Annotated in this window: 15 protein-coding genes; 9 read left to right on the forward strand and 6 right to left on the reverse strand. The window is 49.0% G+C overall.

Annotated elements, in window-relative coordinates; genetic code table 11:
• The first annotated feature begins 86 nt into the window (after positions 1 to 86).
• From A2F46_RS09825 to A2F46_RS09835, 3 genes are all read left to right on the forward strand, one after another.
• A complete protein-coding gene (locus A2F46_RS09825) occupies positions 87 to 470 on the forward strand; it encodes a gamma-butyrobetaine hydroxylase-like domain-containing protein (RefSeq protein ID WP_066569915.1) in 384 nt (127 codons plus the stop codon).
• Between the two features lie 25 nt (positions 471 to 495).
• Complete coding sequence (gene ubiE / locus A2F46_RS09830) at positions 496 to 1,233, forward strand: bifunctional demethylmenaquinone methyltransferase/2-methoxy-6-polyprenyl-1,4-benzoquinol methylase UbiE (protein ID WP_066569957.1); 738 nt, start codon at positions 496 to 498, stop codon at positions 1,231 to 1,233.
• A 100-nt stretch (positions 1,234 to 1,333) separates the two neighbouring features.
• Positions 1,334 to 2,776 carry an aminoacyl-histidine dipeptidase gene (locus tag A2F46_RS09835; protein ID WP_066569917.1) on the forward strand — a complete coding sequence of 481 codons (1,443 nt, stop codon included), beginning with the start codon at positions 1,334 to 1,336 and terminating at the stop codon, positions 2,774 to 2,776.
• Positions 2,777 to 2,882: 106 nt separating this feature from the next.
• On the opposite strand, the gene A2F46_RS09840 is transcribed toward A2F46_RS09835, so the two are convergent.
• The 3 genes from A2F46_RS09840 to A2F46_RS09845 all read right to left on the reverse strand — a co-directional run bounded on the left by A2F46_RS09840 (position 2,883) and on the right by A2F46_RS09845 (position 5,727).
• Positions 2,883 to 3,734: an endonuclease/exonuclease/phosphatase family protein gene (locus tag A2F46_RS09840; protein ID WP_231867770.1), complete on the reverse strand. Its 852-nt coding sequence runs from the start codon at positions 3,732 to 3,734 to the stop codon at positions 2,883 to 2,885.
• Complete coding sequence (locus tag A2F46_RS13070) at positions 3,626 to 4,003, reverse strand: hypothetical protein (RefSeq protein ID WP_231867771.1); 378 nt, start codon at positions 4,001 to 4,003, stop codon at positions 3,626 to 3,628. The genes A2F46_RS09840 and A2F46_RS13070 overlap by 109 nt, the downstream gene beginning before the upstream one ends.
• A gap of 68 nt (positions 4,004 to 4,071) precedes the next feature.
• Positions 4,072 to 5,727, reverse strand: a complete 1,656-nt coding sequence (locus tag A2F46_RS09845; protein WP_082783656.1) for a VWA domain-containing protein — start codon at positions 5,725 to 5,727, stop codon at positions 4,072 to 4,074.
• Between the two features lie 81 nt (positions 5,728 to 5,808).
• On the opposite strand from A2F46_RS09845, the gene A2F46_RS09850 reads away from it, so the two are divergent.
• Positions 5,809 to 6,324 carry a glutathione peroxidase gene (locus tag A2F46_RS09850; protein WP_066569920.1) on the forward strand — a complete coding sequence of 172 codons (516 nt, stop codon included), beginning with the start codon at positions 5,809 to 5,811 and terminating at the stop codon, positions 6,322 to 6,324.
• A gap of 123 nt (positions 6,325 to 6,447) precedes the next feature.
• A complete protein-coding gene (locus A2F46_RS09855) occupies positions 6,448 to 7,641 on the forward strand; it encodes an LD-carboxypeptidase (protein ID WP_369796335.1) in 1,194 nt (397 codons plus the stop codon).
• 168 nt (positions 7,642 to 7,809) lie between these two features.
• On the opposite strand, the gene A2F46_RS09860 is transcribed toward A2F46_RS09855, so the two are convergent.
• Positions 7,810 to 8,286 (reverse strand): Rrf2 family transcriptional regulator, encoded by a 477-nt coding sequence (locus A2F46_RS09860; protein WP_066569928.1) that lies wholly within the window; start codon positions 8,284 to 8,286, stop codon positions 7,810 to 7,812.
• Between the two features lie 44 nt (positions 8,287 to 8,330).
• Positions 8,331 to 10,262 carry an ATP-binding cassette domain-containing protein gene (locus A2F46_RS09865; RefSeq protein WP_066569929.1) on the reverse strand — a complete coding sequence of 644 codons (1,932 nt, stop codon included), beginning with the start codon at positions 10,260 to 10,262 and terminating at the stop codon, positions 8,331 to 8,333.
• Positions 10,263 to 10,772: 510 nt separating this feature from the next.
• Here A2F46_RS09865 and A2F46_RS09875 point away from each other — a divergent pair.
• The 3 genes from A2F46_RS09875 to A2F46_RS09885 all read left to right on the forward strand — a co-directional run bounded on the left by A2F46_RS09875 (position 10,773) and on the right by A2F46_RS09885 (position 13,734).
• Positions 10,773 to 11,270: a pilin gene (locus tag A2F46_RS09875; RefSeq protein ID WP_066569940.1), complete on the forward strand. Its 498-nt coding sequence runs from the start codon at positions 10,773 to 10,775 to the stop codon at positions 11,268 to 11,270.
• 113 nt (positions 11,271 to 11,383) lie between these two features.
• Positions 11,384 to 12,568, forward strand: coding sequence for an isoprenylcysteine carboxylmethyltransferase family protein (locus tag A2F46_RS09880; protein ID WP_082783657.1), 1,185 nt, complete (start codon positions 11,384 to 11,386; stop codon positions 12,566 to 12,568).
• A gap of 167 nt (positions 12,569 to 12,735) precedes the next feature.
• On the forward strand, positions 12,736 to 13,734 hold the full coding sequence (locus A2F46_RS09885) for a serine hydrolase (protein ID WP_197457634.1): 999 nt from the start codon (positions 12,736 to 12,738) through the stop codon (positions 13,732 to 13,734).
• Here the strand turns inward: A2F46_RS09885 and A2F46_RS09890 are convergent.
• Entirely contained in the window at positions 13,731 to 14,216 is a 486-nt protein-coding gene (locus tag A2F46_RS09890) for a pilin (RefSeq protein WP_066569948.1), read from the reverse strand. The two genes, A2F46_RS09885 and A2F46_RS09890, sit on opposite strands and share 4 nt — an antisense overlap.
• Positions 14,217 to 14,427: 211 nt before the next feature.
• Here A2F46_RS09890 and A2F46_RS09895 point away from each other — a divergent pair, with 211 nt between their 5' ends.
• Complete coding sequence (locus tag A2F46_RS09895; RefSeq protein ID WP_066569950.1) at positions 14,428 to 15,180, forward strand: SDR family oxidoreductase; 753 nt, start codon at positions 14,428 to 14,430, stop codon at positions 15,178 to 15,180.
• The last annotated feature ends 43 nt before the right edge of the window (positions 15,181 to 15,223 follow it).

The following is a 15,223-nucleotide window of genomic DNA, read 5'->3' on the forward strand; positions in this document are numbered from 1 at the left end:
GCGGTGGACTAACTGTTTTTCGGACTGTGGTGTGCAGTGTGGGTCATATCGGTTAAAATAAACGCGTTTTTGCCTAAAGAGCCGCCATGCACCATCCCTTGCCTGATGAAATCCGCTTGAATCACGATAAAACCGCGCTGAGCTTGGTTTATGCCGAGCACTGCCATCATCTATCAGCAGAGTATTTGCGTGTATTTTCGCCCAGCGCCGAGGTGCGAGGCCATGCGCCCGGGCAAGAAGTCCTACAGGTGGGCAAACGCCATGTCACCATTACGGGGCTTACGCCGATGGGCAATTATGCGTTGAAAATTAGTTTCAGTGATGGGCATGACAGCGGCTTGTATGATTGGGATTATTTATACGAGTTGGCTACGCAGCAGGTGGGGCGTTGGGCCGATTACGAACAACAACTGCGGTTGCTGGCGCCAGCCGGGATGCTTCCTGATGCATTCAGGCAGCCCATACCATGAGCAAGAACCAGCAGAAAGCACAAACATGAGCGATCACAAAACCCATTTTGGCTACCAAACCGTGGATGAAACAGAAAAAGCCGGCAAAGTGGCTGAGGTGTTTCATTCGGTGGCGAAAAATTACGACATCATGAATGACGTAATGTCTGGCGGTATGCACCGCATCTGGAAACACTTCACCATCAATACCGCACCTTTGAAAAAAGGCGATAAGGTGTTGGATATTGCTGGCGGTACCGGTGATTTATCGCGCGGCTGGGCCAAGCGCGTGGGGCCAACGGGTGAGGTGTGGCTGACCGATATTAATTCATCCATGTTAACCGTGGGCCGAGACCGGCTGCTTAATGAAGGTGTAGCTTTACCCGTGGCGTTGTGTGACGCGGAAAAGCTGCCGTTTCCCGACCATTATTTTAATTTGGTATCGGTGGCTTTTGGTTTGCGCAATATGACGCATAAAGAGCAGGCATTAGCAGAAATGTACCGCGTATTGAAGCCAGGTGGCAGCTTGCTGGTGTTGGAGTTCTCCCGTGTGGCCGCGCCACTGAAACCTGTTTACGATTTGTATTCATTCAAAATGTTGCCACTGATGGGTAAGTTCATTGCCAAAGATGCCGAGAGCTACCAATATTTGGCTGAATCCATCCGCATGCACCCAGATCAAGAAACCTTAAAGCAGATGATGCTGGATGTGGGCTTTGACCGTGTTAGCTACAACAATATGACTGCTGGTGTAGTGGCCTTGCACAAAGGTGTAAAATTCTAGAATCGAATAGGTTTAGGCTGTCTGTAGTATTCGCCAACCATGCCTGCGGGCATGGTTTTGTTGTTCAGGCAGCCTGAACAATTGAGAAAGACAAAACATTATGACAACCCTCACACAATTGCAGCCACAGGCTGTGTGGTATTGGTTTGAACAACTGTGTGCCATTCCGCGCCCAACTTTTCATGAACAAGCTTTGGGTCATTTTTTGATGCAGCAGGCAGAGGCTCGAGGTTTGTCTGCCGAACAAGATGCGCGCGGCAATGTGCGTATTCATAAAGTGGCCACGGCAGGTATGGCTGACAGAGCGCCTGTGGCGATACAGGCACACATGGATATGGTGGCGCAGAAGGCCCCAGATTCGCTGCATGACTTTGCCCGCGACCCGATTCACACCCGCATTGATAATGGCTGGGTGAGTGCTGAGCAGACCACCCTGGGTGCGGACAACGGCATCGGTTTGGCCATGGGTTTGGCAGTATTGTTTGAGGCCGATATGTCTCATCCGGATTTAACGTTGATTGTGACGGTGGAAGAAGAAGTCGGGATGGGTGGCGCGATGGCGCTTTCCCCTAGCTGGTTGACGATGCCGTATTTAATCAATTTGGATAGTGAGGAAGAAGGTCGGCTATTCATCGGTTGTGCCGGTGGTCGTGATGTGAATTTCACTTTGCCCTTGCGTTGGCAGGCGGCGGAAGGTGCTGCTTGCTGCGTTCGCGTGGAGGGCTTGCAAGGCGGCCATTCTGGCGCCGATATTCACCAAGGTTTGGGCAATGCCAATGTGTTGTTGGCGCGGCTCTTGGCGTCGGTGTATGAAGTGGCCCCGTTTGCTTTGGCTGATTTGGCGGGTGGGGAATTGCGCAACGTGATTACGCGCGAAGCCGCAGCCACCATCATGCTGCCTGAAAATCAGGCGGCGCCCATTGTGGCGGCAACAGCAGCAGTGTTGCAGGCGGAGTTGGCGCACACTGAACCGAATTTGCATATCAGCGTGCAGGCCGTCGATACGCCGCTTCAGGCAGCCTCATTGGCCGATACGCGCCGCGTGTTGGATGGGTTATTGTGCTTACCCAATGGTGTATTGCGTATGAGCGATGTGTTTGCAGGGGTGGTGGAAACTTCCAGCAGCGTGGGTGTGGTCAAAACCAATGCAGAAGGGGTGCAAATACACTGCCTGATGCGCTCCTTACTGGCGTCTCCCAAAGATGCGTTGGGGCAGCGCATAGAGGCATTGGCGCGCCTGGCAGGCGCAACGGTACGGTTTGATGCCGATTATCCTGGCTGGGCACCCAATGCCGATTCGCCTTTATTGCAACAAGCCAAAGTGGTGTTTGAGCGGCATTTTGGACAGGCGCCATCATTGGACATCATTCATGCTGGGTTGGAATGTGGATTGCTCAGTGGCAAGGCACCTCATCTGGACATGGTGTCGTTTGGACCAACCATCACTGGCGCGCATTCGCCGAAAGAGCGTGTCAATATTGCTTCGGTAGCCAAGAATTGGGCGGTGCTGTTGGATTTGTTGCAGCACATTCCCAAAGCGTGACTATTTTAGTTTAGCGAAAGCGTTTCAGGCAGCCTGCTCTGCTTGCTGCTTGCTAGGCGTGGTGGGCTAGGCGTGTTTGTTGATGATGGGTGTTGGTTGTGTGGGGTTAACCCTTGCGGTTTTCGGTGTATTTTATTTGCGCTTGTTGATGTATGGGCTCGGCCTCTTCAATTTTTTCATGTGCCCGTGCTTTGTCTTCGGCACTTGCTTCGGGCTCTGGCTGAATGGCTTCCGCCGCCGGATGATATTGAAACTCGGCGAATACCGGGAAGTGATCAGAACCGATGTTGGGCAGACGTCTTAGTCGCCGCACCAAAAAATCATTGCTGACGAAAATATGATCGAGGGGCCAGCGTAAAAAAGGGTAGTGGGCATGGAACGTACTGAACAAACCACGCCCCACGCGTGGGTCAATTAGGCCGCTGATTTTTTGAAACAGTCGCGAGGTTTTGGACCAGCCCACGTCGTTGAGGTCGCCAAACACCAAACAGGTCTCGTTGCTGTGTTCAATTTGGTGGCCCACAATCAACAATTCACCATCACGCTCAGTGGCTGTCTCTGCTTCGGTGGGACTGGGTGGCATCGGGTGTAAACAAAATACTTTGATCCATTCGCCACTGCGCAATTGCACTTCGGTTTCGATGGACGGGATATCTTCACGAACGCGATACAGTATTTGTGCATGATTCAGAGGCAGGCGGCTGTATAAATGCATGCCGTAAAGATTATCCAACGGTATTTTCACGGTATAGGGGTAGTCGCATTCCAATATAGAGAGCTGGTCTTGCCACCATTGGTCAGATTCGAGCGTCAGCAGCAAATCTGGCTGGTAATGTTTAACCAGTGCAATCAATTTTTCGGCATGGCGGTTGGGGGTGAGGACATTGCTATTGAGTATGCTGATGCGGCGATCATCGTCAGTGCTTGATAGTCTAAGACTTGTTTTTTGGCCAGCCATGTATAGGCATGGATTTCTTTGAATTGGTAAAGCACGCAGCCCAAATTCAGTAATTCCATTGCCAAGAAAAGGGGACTATCACTTTGTTTGAATAAGGGATTCAAAACCATGCACAATACGCTCAAAGCCGCAATCTGCAAACGGGGAAAATCAAATACGCGCACGCTCCAATGTGCCGCTGGAATCAGCGGCAGCAAAGTGGCCACCACCGGCAAGGCCATCAGCGCCATTAATAGCCAGTCGCGCACACCTAAGTCAAACATCCCCATTGTTCACTGCTTTCGTTGATATAGAATGAATAAGCACATTCAGGCAACCACAGGCTGCCTGAAAGGATTCACTCTCGGTTGTGTCGCGCACTCAAACTTTGGGCGATTTTCGCCAAGTCCACCAATTGCGCCCGTAAACCATATTCATCTGGTTGTTGGGCATTTTGTGCCAGCGCGATGATGGCAGGCCAGCCCATGTCACCGTTGTATTGGCCACCGCGCAATTGTTGACCATAAGCCGCCACTGCCACTGCAAAGCGGGTATCACCATCGGCCCGATTCAAAGGCTGACTGATGGCCGGCACCGCATGGCTCAGAAGTTTACTGGTGGATTGACCCGGTAATTTGTAGCGCAGCTTCACATAAGCATACTCACTGGCTTTGCCTGATGCCAATGGTGTGGCTTGGTAGCGTGAATCATCCAACCAGCCTTTTTGGCCTGCAGGGATGATCTCATACAGCGCGGTCACACTGTGGCCTGCACCAATGTCGCCTGCATCCACTTTGTCGTTATTAAAATCTTCCTGTTTGAGCAAGCGGTTTTCATAGCCCACCAATCGGTATTCTTTGACGGTAGCTGGATTGAATTCCACTTGAATTTTGACGTCTTGTGCCACTGTCGCTAGGGTGGAAGAGAGTTGGCGCTGCAAGACTTTCTTGGCCTCTTCTGGACCATCGATGTAGCTGTAGTTGCCATCGCCTGCATCGGCCAGCTGTTCCATGAGGCGTTCATTGTAGTTACCAGTACCAAAACCCAACGTGGTGAGCGAGGTACCGTTTTGGCGTTTTTGCGCCACCATGCCTTTAAGGGTATCAAAGTTGGTAATGCCTACATTAAAATCGCCATCTGTGGCGAGCAAAATGCGGTTGATACCGTGTTTGATGTGGTTTTTCTCAGCCATTTGGTACGCCAGTTGAATGGCTTGTTCACCCGCGGTGGCGCCGCCCGCGCTCAGTTCATTGATGGCTCGCAAAATGGTTTGCTTGTGGCTACCTGAAGTGGGCGGCAATACGAGTTTTTCGCCACTGGCGTAGGTAATGAGGGTGACTTTGTCTTGTGGGCGCAATTGCTCGGTTAAGAGGCGCAGTGTTTGTTTCACCAAAGGCAGCTTGTCATGACTGTTCATGCTGCCTGAAACATCCACCAGAAAAACCAGATTAGCAGGTGGCAATTGCTGGGCCGCGATGTCTTTGGCTTGGATGCCGATTTTAATGATTTTGGCATTTTTTTGCCAAGGCGAATCCACCGTGGTGGTGTGCACGGAAAAGGGCGCATCACCAGAGGGCAAAGGGTAGTGGTAGTCGAAATAATTAACCAATTCTTCCACGCGCACCGCATCTACGGGCGGGAGACGGCCCTGATTGAGAAAGCGGCGGGTATTGGTATAGCTGCCCGTATCTATGTCAATACTGAAGGTGGAAACGGGCGCTTGCGCCACTGCATGCACCGGATTGGTGTCGATTTTTCCGTAACGCTCAGTGTTTTGAATGGGCGCAGTGTATTCAGCAGTGGGCGGTGCTATTATGCCGATGAACTTGCTCTGGGGATGGCCCAAGCCTAATGGTGGTGCTGAATTTTGACGACCCTCTGCCGAACCATTAAAAAAACCAATGCGCGAACCATAGTCGGCAATGGCTTCGGTTCGTGTGTTTGGGTGGAGCTGGCCGCAAGCAGCCAAGCTCGCCAACAGGGTGCATAAGGTCAATTGTTTCAGCAAAGTCATTTTTTCACCTACAATGGCACATAGACAGCCGCAGTGTTGATGAAAACAGCGGCTTTGGCAAGCAAAATAAGGACGTTACTCATGGATACACCCCATCCCACGCGCGTCACCACAGTCTATGATTTTCCCGTAATTTTGATTGATGGCACCCCACTAAATTGGGCCGACTATCGGGGAAAAATAGTGCTGCTGGTCAATACAGCCAGTGAATGCGGGTTTACGCCGCAATTGGCAGGCCTGCAACAATTGCAGGATGAATACGGCCCTCAAGGCTTTGCTGTGATTGGCTTTCCGTGCAATCAATTCGGCCAGCAGGAGCCGGGCAATGGCGATGAAATTCAAGGCTTTTGTCATAACCGCTTTCACACCACTTTTGCCTTGAGCCAAAAAATCGAAGTGAATGGCCCACATGCCGATCCTCTGTGGTTATTTTTGCAAACCGAGAAAACAGGGCTGGCGGGCCTGGCCGCCATTAAGTGGAATTTCACTAAATTTTTGATTGGCCGTGATGGTGGAGTGTTGGCGCGCTTCGCTCCCATCACTTCGCCAGAGAAGCTTACTAGCCACATTGCCAAGCTGTTAAATCAGGATAAATAAAGGCATGAGCAAGTTAAAAGGCTGCCTGAAAAGACACTAGGCGCCCACAAACGAGCCTGATTCGTTACAATAGCGCACGCTAAACCTTGCCGTTGCAGGGCCTATATCAACAACGGAGAGCGAATGCTTATGAATTCAATGTCCAACAGTCGGCGCCAAGTGCTGCGTGCCGGCTTGGCTGCGGCCGGAGCAGGTATTTTACAAGCTTGCGGCAGCAGCACAACCACGGTACCCAAAGTGACGTCTACCACTCAACCCAATACCGCCAAAACCGGCGATAACCTTTTGCGTGTATTTGCCAGTTCTGGTTATGGCGAGAGCAGCAGTCGCAGTGATCTGGGGCTGCAGCGCCTTTATAACGCCGGTTTTGTGGTGACCAACCAGCAGGCCTGCTTTCGTCGCTATCAGCGTTTTGCTGGTAGCGACTTGGAGCGAATTGCGGATTTGCAAGACGTGGCCAGCGGCCGCGTAGCGACCCCAAAAGTGCTCATGGGTTTTCGGGGAGGCTATGGGGCCATGCGTTTGTTGCCGCATATTGATTGGGTTAATTTGGGCAACCGAATGCGTGAAAAAGGCACCTTGTTGTATGGTTTTAGTGACGTAACAGCCATTCAGCTGGCGTTGTTGGCTAAAAGTGGTGTACCCAGTTTTGCGGGGCCCATGCTCTACAGTGAATTCGCCAAGCCGCAACCAAGCACGTATACGTTGCAGTCGTTTGTAGATAACAGCACCAATCCCAATATGATGGTTAGTGTTAGTGATATTCAGAGCCGAGAGGTATCCGCGGATGGCCTATTTTGGGGTGGCAATTTGAGCGTCTTATCGGCGCTTGCTGGCAGTCCTTATATGCCTAATATTGATGGGGGCATTTTGTTTTTGGAAGATGTGGGCGAGCAGCCTTACCGCATTGAACGGATGTTGCAAACCTTGTATTTGGCTGGTGTGCTGGGGCGCCAAAAAGCCATTGTATTGGGTAATTTCCGCATGGGAAGTGTGCGCGATGTGTATGACGCCAGCTACACGCTCAATAGCGTGATCCAAACCGTATCGCGGGTGGCCAAGGTGCCGGTACTGACCGGATTCCCATTTGGTCATATTACCAACAAAACCACATTCCCATTGGGTGCGCATGCACAGCTTCGTCCCAGCAGCAATGGCGGTTATCAGGTTCGGTTTAGTGATTATCCAGTATTGTCTGCCAACAGCTTGAATCTCAATACTTTGTTGCCTCAACCTGCTTTTTTGGATAGCGGATTGGGTGATCGAGCACCTGTCGGTAGCGATGCAATTAGTGATGATAGCGGAGATGCTGAGTAGGACTGAGGCGATGATGATGGTGTCAAACGCCACCTGTTTTGTGTGGCGTTTTTTTTCGTGCCAAAGGAAATGATTATTCAGGCAGCCTGACGGGCGAATAGGGCGGAATGGGCATCAGGTGGAAATGCGATGCTGATCAACCGCTCAATGCTGTCTTTGGCATGGACGTTAAGGGCGAGCATGGTCTTTTGAGTGCTCGGTCGATAGCCACTGCACCACGATCTCATTACTCTGGCTGTCATGCCGACTAATGTCTTGCAAGGTATGTTGGTTTAAGGCCTGATAAAAGGCTTGCTGGGCTTGGGCTAATAAAGGTGGCAGACTACACAACGGCAATAAGGAACATGGGGGCTGGTGGCAGTCAATCAACGGGCGGCCTTCCGAAGAGTGGATTTCCAATTGTTGTACCAATTCACCCAAAGGGCGCGCATAGCTGGCGGGGGCCAAACGGATGCCCCCATGCCGCCCTTTAAAGGATTCAACCCAGCCCGCGGAAGCCATGAAATGCACAATTTTCACCAAATGATTTTGCGATACAGACAACGCCTGCGCAATTTGTGCCACAGTGATTTTTTGCGTGGGTGGGGTGTGCGACAGCATAATCAATACGCGCAAACCCAAGTCAGTAAAGCGGTTTAGTTGCATAAATTAGGCTACTCCAGTGGCCACGACAAATCCTTTACCGCAACTCATGATGATGATGCCTCGCCTTGCAGCTTGGCTTCCAGCGCTTCCCAGCGAGTGAGCTTATCAAGCAAAACTTCCTCAATTTCGGCAATCCGTGCTTGCCACTGCGCCGCCAGTTGATAATCGTTTTTGAAAATATCGGGGTTGCTAAGCTTCTGGTTGAGTTCATTTTGTTCCGACTCGAGGGATGCCATTTCCTCGGGTAATCCATCAAGCTCGCGTTGCTCTTTATAAGATAGCTTGCCTGCACGCTGATTTTTGGGTTGAGGCTGACTTTCTGGTGGGGCAGACACTGTGATTTTTGCAGGCGCTGTGGCTGCTGTCATCAATGCGTCTTCGCGTTTTTGTGCATCAACGTAATCTTGATAGCCGCCAATGTATTCCTGCAAAATGCCCTTGCCTTTAAATACAATCGATTGGGTCACCACGTTATCCAAAAACATACGGTCGTGGCTCACTAAAAATACCGTGCCAGCATAATTGCGCAACAGTTCTTCCAGTAACTCTTGAGTGTCGATGTCTAAATCGTTGGTGGGTTCGTCCAGTACCAGAATATTGGCTGAACGGGTAAACAGCTTGGCCAGGAGCAAACGATTGCGTTCACCACCAGAAAGTGATTTCACCGGGCTATGGGCACGCTGAGGCGAAAACAGAAAATCTTCCAGATAGCCAATCACGTGTTTTTTTTGGCCACCAATGTCCACATAATCATTGCCTTGGCCCAAGGTATAAAACACCGTATCTTCTTCATTCAAGGCGCTGCGGAATTGGTCGAAATAGGCGACTTCTTGTTTGGTACCCAAGCGGATTTTACCGGCAGTGGGTTGTAACTCGCCCAAAATAAGTTTTAAAAAAGTGGTTTTACCGATGCCGTTGGGGCCAATTAAGCCAATTTTATCGCCACGCTGAATCACCGTAGAGAAGTCACGCATAATCTCGTGGTCGCCAAAAGAGAAATAAGCATGTTCCAGTTCGGCAATGATTTTGCCGCTTTGTTCACCTCGGCTGAGCTGGAATGATACCTGCCCCTGTACGTTGCGCCGCGCCGAGCGCTCGCGCCGCAATTCTTCCAGCCGCTTCACTCGACCTTGATTGCGTGTGCGCCGTGCTTCGATGCCTTTGCGTATCCAAGCCTCTTCTTGGGCGTGGAACTTATCGAATAAGCGGTTGTGTTCCGCTTCTACGCTTAGTTCTTGTGCTTTTTTGTCGGTGTATTGGGCAAAGCTGCCAGGATAACTACGTAAGATGCCTCGATCCAATTCCACAATCCGCGTGGCCACATGATCCAAAAAACGGCGGTCATGGGTAATCACCACCAGGCTGCCTGAAAAATTTTTGAGCAAGCCTTCCAGCCAGATGATGGCTTCAATATCCAAATGGTTGGTGGGTTCGTCTAGCAGCAATACGTCTGGTTTTTGCACCCATGCTTGTGCCAGCGCCACTCTTTTCTTTTGGCCGCCGGATAAGTTCCCCAATAACTCGTTTTCAGGGAGCCCCAGCTCACTCATGGTCTGATTGATGGCAGCATCAAATTGCCATCCATTCTGTGCTTCAATCTGGTTTTGCCATTCGGTGAGCTGCGCTAAAGTACGTTCATCGGCAGAAAGTGACAATTTTTGACTAGTCTGGTGGTAGTTACGCAGCAAATCACGCAATGCCCCCAAGCCTTCGGCAACGGCATCAAATACCGTGGTATTTGGATCAAACACCGATTCTTGTGGCACATAAACCAGTTTTAGCCCATTTTGGATGCTGAGCAAACCATCATCCAGTTTGTGCGCCCCCGCCAAAATTTTCAATAGCGAAGACTTGCCCACCCCATTGCGACCAATCAGCCCTACTTTTTCACCAGCATCCAATTGAAATTCTGCATGATCCAGTAAAGGGTAGTGGCCCACGGCAAAACAAGCCTTATCCAACGACAATATATTCATGGTCTCTATTTCGGTTGTTGGCGCAGCCATTCTATTGGCCACGCCCATTCAATCAATGGCCTATTGTACCAGCAGGCTGCCTGAAAAAAACGAATACTCGGCAAGGCAGAAACCAGATTCAGCCGCATTCATCGCCGCAGCGGCGCAACAGCCAAATGAAATGCTAGACCATCGGCCCTTGCTGCGTCATCGGAGTTCATTTTGCCCATTATCGGCAATGCCAAAGCAAGGGATGATTGAGACTAAGAAGGCGGCGGCCTTGTGCTCGCAAGGGTTGTTATGCATCATGCATGAAAGGTTAAAAAGTGACTATTTTTGTCAGTTTTTTCCGTTATGGATTATGTTTGAATGGGCGAGGTGGCGCTGAATTCTATTTATCTATCTGATAAATAATAAATTAATGTAATAAAAGTAGATTGGCATGCCTGCTGCTCACTATTTCTCATCCGGCTATGCCGAAACCTTTGGCCTCTGGCCAACCATGAAACGTTCCTTATTTGGAGATAAAGCATGAAATCATTGCAAAAAGGTTTTACCTTAATCGAATTGATGATCGTAATCGCGATTATCGGTATTTTGGCTGCCATCGCATTGCCGATGTACCAAAACTACATCGCCAAATCACAAGTTAGCCGTGTGATGTCTGAATCTGGTTCTTTAAAAACTGCTGTAGAAACGTGTGTGTTGGATGGTAAAACAACAGTAGGCCAAAGCGCATGTGTAATTGGTGCTACCGGTTCTAATTTATTGACTGGCGCTGTGCAAGACGGTGGTACTGCTGCGCCAACCGGTACTGGTGTGCCTCAAGTATCTTTGCCTACGAGTGCTACTGCTTCTGGCACTATTGTTGCTACCTTTGGTAATAATGCTGCTACTGCACTGAAAACCAAAACTTTGACTTGGACGCGTGATGCTAGCGGTGCTTGGACTTGTGCTACTACCGTTGATGCCAAATATGCACCAGCTGGTTGTACTCCTGCTGCTGCCTCTACTAGCACCGGTAATTAATACGAAGTACTGATGAGTTGCTAGAAAAAAGCTACTGTTAAGTAGCTTTTTTTTTGATTAGAATTTATTAGGGTACTTCTGTTGCTTGGCCTTGATGCAAATGAAATGGATGGATGATGAACAATATAGCCTTGGGCTTGGGCCAGGTTGGTTGTTATGTATTGGCACTGCTGGGCTGGAGGTGGCTGGGTATATCAAGCTGGCTGGGCATCGAATCAGCGGATTGGATTATCCTCACTTATGTTTTACTGGGATATATTTATCTATTATGGGCATTTAAAATACGGCCGATATTTTCGATGGCGTTATGGAACAGCGGTGAATGGTGGATAGTATCGGCACTACCCAATTTGGTATACGCCAGTGTGCTACTACTGATTTCCATTTTGTGGTCGACCATAAGTGAAGCTTTGGGCGCGACTTACGGTGGCTATGGATTTAAGTGTCTTTTTATGATGCCGATCATCTTGGGTTTTGTGTTGTTACACAGTTTTTTATGTTTTAAGCATGGATTGGTGCACAGTAAAACAGATGAATATGGTGCTCTAATTCTCGGTCGTGGCCCACGCAGTGGGACTGGTGATTTCCTACGAATGCTGGCATTGAAAGCCTTTTTCTTGCCGTTTATGTATTTTATTATTTACAACATTACTGGTATTTTGCTGCAACTGACTTGGCCGAAAAATTTAGCACAATGGGCCATGCTGGCATTTTATGGTGGTGTTATGTTGGATGTGGTGGTGGGCTTTATCGGCTACGTGTTTACTACGCGTCTTTTTGATAATGAAATTTTGGATGTCGAGCCAGATTGGCGGGGTTGGGTATTTTGCCTGATTTGTTACCCGCCATTTGTGCAAATCATCAAATACATACAGCAGCATACTGTACTAACTGCCGATAATTGGGCCAATGGCTCTGGTTGGGTGTATACAACGTGGTTGATTTTATTATCTTTATCATGGGTGATATATTGGTGGTCAACTCTAGTGTTTGGTATACGTTTTTCCAATTTGAGTTGGCGTGGATTAGTTGATCATGGTCCTTACGCATTTTGCCGCCATCCTGCTTATTTATCAAAAAATATTTATTGGTGGCTGTGCTTGTTGCCATTGCTGCCGCATCAGTCCATTTGGATGGCAATAGCGATGGTGTTGGGGCTAATGTGTGTAAGCCTGATTTATTACGGTCGGGCCTGCTCCGAATCCCGGCATTTAAGCCGCTTTGCTGAATATCAAAATTATTCTTGTTTGATTCACCACCGGCATGATTACCTGTTCAAACGACTAAGGTTACGTTGATGCGTACCTTGAAAAAGCAGCGTCAATCTTTGCGAGTGTTATCCAGTCTGCTGTTGGTGTTGGTGTACATAGGTTTTTATTTTGATTGGCTCAATGTGAAATTTTTGGCCATTTGGGCCAATACCCAATTCGCTCCGGTTACCTGCTCCAAAGGAGTTTCAGCTGGAGTGAAAAAATGGTTTGTGGATTCTGTGCAATCAGTGCATGCAACGGCAGCTCAGTGGGCAGAACTGAAACAAGGGCAGCTACATGCATGCCAATACGGCTGGGAATATTGGCCATACATATCCCCTCCAGTGAATAATGATAGTATTTTTGCCTATGCGTCACTTACCAAATTAATCACTGCGGAACTGATTTTCCAGCAAATTAGGATGCAGCAATTATCGTTAAATGATCCAGTAGCAAACCGTTTGCTAACTCAAAAAGTAAGGATGGGCAATTGGGTAGATAACAGGGCCAAGGCTATTACGATTGGCGATTTATTGAGTCATCGAATGGGTGTGGATCGAACCATCCAAGGTGATGTAATGGCCGCGCCAAATAGCTGGTGCCCAGATCATTTGCTTGCACTTGCTTCTTTACAACTCAACAGTAACGCTGGTCAGCGCTTTGCATACAGCAATTTAGGGTATTGCCTGTTGGGATCAGTGTTGACAGTTTCAACCAAACAATCAGTTGAACATTTGATGACATCTGGCCCTTATTCACAAAGCTCATTTGTTTTTTTGTGGCAAGCTCAAAGCCATGACGCGATCAATTGGGTCATATACCCTTTCGGAAGGTCTAATACAAATGATGATTTGCGTGTTTGGCACAATGCGACAGCTTCTGGCAGTTTAAAAGGAAGCGCAAAAAGCTTGCTACTCGCACTAGATAATGCATCGAGACAATCAGCACCAAATATTTTCAGCTCATTTTCTGAGCGCCAAATTCGCTGTGGGCTCGACAATCTGCGTGGATGCCATGGCTTGGCCATGTATGAGTTTTCTAGTAAAAATGACCAATATTTTTGGAAGGATGGCAGTTTACCCGAGACAACTGCCGTTACCCTCATTCGACCTCGCCATCAGGAATTAATGGTTTTCCTAGCCAATGGTGGCGCTATCAATGCAAGCAAAGTAAGAAATGAAAAGATTGTTCGGGATTATCTTCAAGCCAATTAATTAACGGTGCAACTATTGACGGCGAACATTGTTTGATTGGCGGCATTGGCCGGGGGTGTGATGGCGCAAGTCCAAGCGCCAGCGCCAGAGCGATTAAGCTGGATGGTGGTACCTTGGATGGCGGTACTGGCGTTTTTACCCAAGGTCACGGCAATGGCTTCAAATTGATCGTTGTTTTGGATGATTTGAGCGCCGCTAAACATATTTGAGCTGGGGTTGCTGCCATTGAGCCCGGCAAATTCAACCAAGGTGATGCCTTTTTTTGTGTTGTCTTGCGCTGGATCCAGTGTGGGCATGTTGCCGTTGGCCAATATGGTTTCGATGGCAGTGGTGGTGGAGCGAACTTCATAAAATGCGCGCGTGAGTTGTGTTTTGGCAACATAGTTTTGATAAAGCGGCAATGCAATGGCAGCCAAGACGCCAATAATGGCGATGACAATCATCAATTCAATTAACGTAAAGCCTTGGTTTGATTTTTTCATGGGGCGGTCAGCATCACTGATTAATACAAGTATGAATGAATAAGAGCAAGCGCTGTGCCAATGCTCTGAAGATGAGGTAGGCTGCCTGAAAGGCTTCAGGTAGCCTGTTTGATTTCTGCAATGGCATTGCCATCAGGTGAAAAGTGTTGCTGATAACGTGCTAACATATTGATCGGTTTATTGGGTATGTCTATGCAAAAAGGAGTGAATGATGGCGGTGTTGATTACGGGGGCCTCGGCTGGGTTTGGGGCGGCAATGTGTCGCGCGTTTGTGAACGCTGGATTCTCTGTAATAGGTGCGGCGCGGCGTTTGGAGAAGCTAGAGGATTTACACCACGAATTGGGGGCGTCTTTTTTTCCTTTATCCATGGATGTGGCCGATAAGCGCAGTGTGGATGTTGCACTGGCTTCTTTGCCCGGTGATTGGGCGCAGATTGATGGTTTGATCAACAATGCCGGCTTGGCACTGGGTTTGGCGCCAGCCCAAGAAGCCGAATTTGCGGATTGGGAAACCATGATACACACCAATATTTTGGGTTTGACCTATCTCACGCGGCAGATTCTGCCGCAAATGGTGGCGCGCAACGCAGGCTACATTATCAATCTGGGTTCTACTGCGGGCGCTTGGCCTTATAAAGGCGGCAATGTCTATGGTGCTACCAAGGCTTTTGTGCAGCAGTTTAGTTTGAATTTGCGCACCGACTTGGCAGGTACAAGAGTGCGTGTGAGCCTGATTGCGCCTGGATTATGTGGGGAAACGGAATTTTCCAATGTACGCTTTAAAGGCAATGACGCTCAGGCAGCGGCAGTGTATGCGGATACAGTGTATTTAACGCCGGAAGACATCGCCAATACAGCTTTGTGGTTGTATCAAACGCCGCCACACATGAATGTGAATACCATCGAAATGATGCCCATATCGCAAACGTTTGGTGGCTTGAGTGTGACGCATGCTCAGGACTGATGACATGGAAACAATGGAGTCCATACCTGCGTTGCACTCTCAG

Source organism: Snodgrassella sp. CFCC 13594 (assembly GCF_001590725.1).
Classification (GTDB): domain Bacteria; phylum Pseudomonadota; class Gammaproteobacteria; order Burkholderiales; family Neisseriaceae; genus Snodgrassella.